The 609-nt window shown below is 67.0% G+C and carries 1 protein-coding gene; it reads left to right on the top strand.

Going from position 1 to position 609, the window contains the following annotated elements:
- A partial coding sequence (locus tag AAE045_RS23805; RefSeq protein ID WP_455549769.1) for a hypothetical protein occupies nucleotides 1-609 on the top strand: 609 nt, incomplete at both ends.

The following is a 609-nucleotide window of genomic DNA, read 5'->3' as shown; positions in this document are numbered from 1 at the left end:
GGCGCTGCTCAATGAATCGTGGTGGAAGAACCGCGAGGTCAAGCAGTGGCGGATCGCGCCCGACCAGCCGGAGAAGGCAGCTGAACTGCTGTCCGCACGTTCCTCGCAGGACCGCTACAACGATCCCGGTCGCCCGGGCCTGGTGCGCGACGTCAACGGGCGCGCGCGCCTGCAGGTGAGTGCCGATGGCCGCAGCATCTTCCTGTACGGGCTGGGCGCTTCGCCGGAAGGCGATCGTCCGTTCGTGGACCGCTTCGATCTGGACAGCAAGCAGACCACGCGCCTGTTCCACTCGCAGGCCCCGTCCTATGCCGCGCCGGTGGCGCTGCTCGACCAGGAAGGCACCTCGCTGCTGTTGACCCGTGAATCGCCCGATGAGCCGGCCAACTTCTACGTGCAGTCGCTGGGTGATGCCACGGCTGCACCGAAGGCGCTGACCCACTTCCAGCACCCGCTGCCGCAGCTGCGTGGGGTGAGCAAGGAGCAGATCCGCTACAAGCGCAACGACGGCGTCGACCTGACCGCCACGCTGATGCTGCCGCCGGGTTACAACGCGAAGAAGGACGGTCCGTTGCCGCTGCTGATGTGGGCCTACCCGGGGGAGTTCAA

The organism is Dryocola clanedunensis (genome assembly GCF_038405435.1).
Taxonomy (GTDB): Bacteria; Pseudomonadota; Gammaproteobacteria; order Enterobacterales; family Enterobacteriaceae; genus Dryocola; species Dryocola clanedunensis_A.
This window is presented reverse-complemented; position numbering and strand designations above follow the sequence as displayed.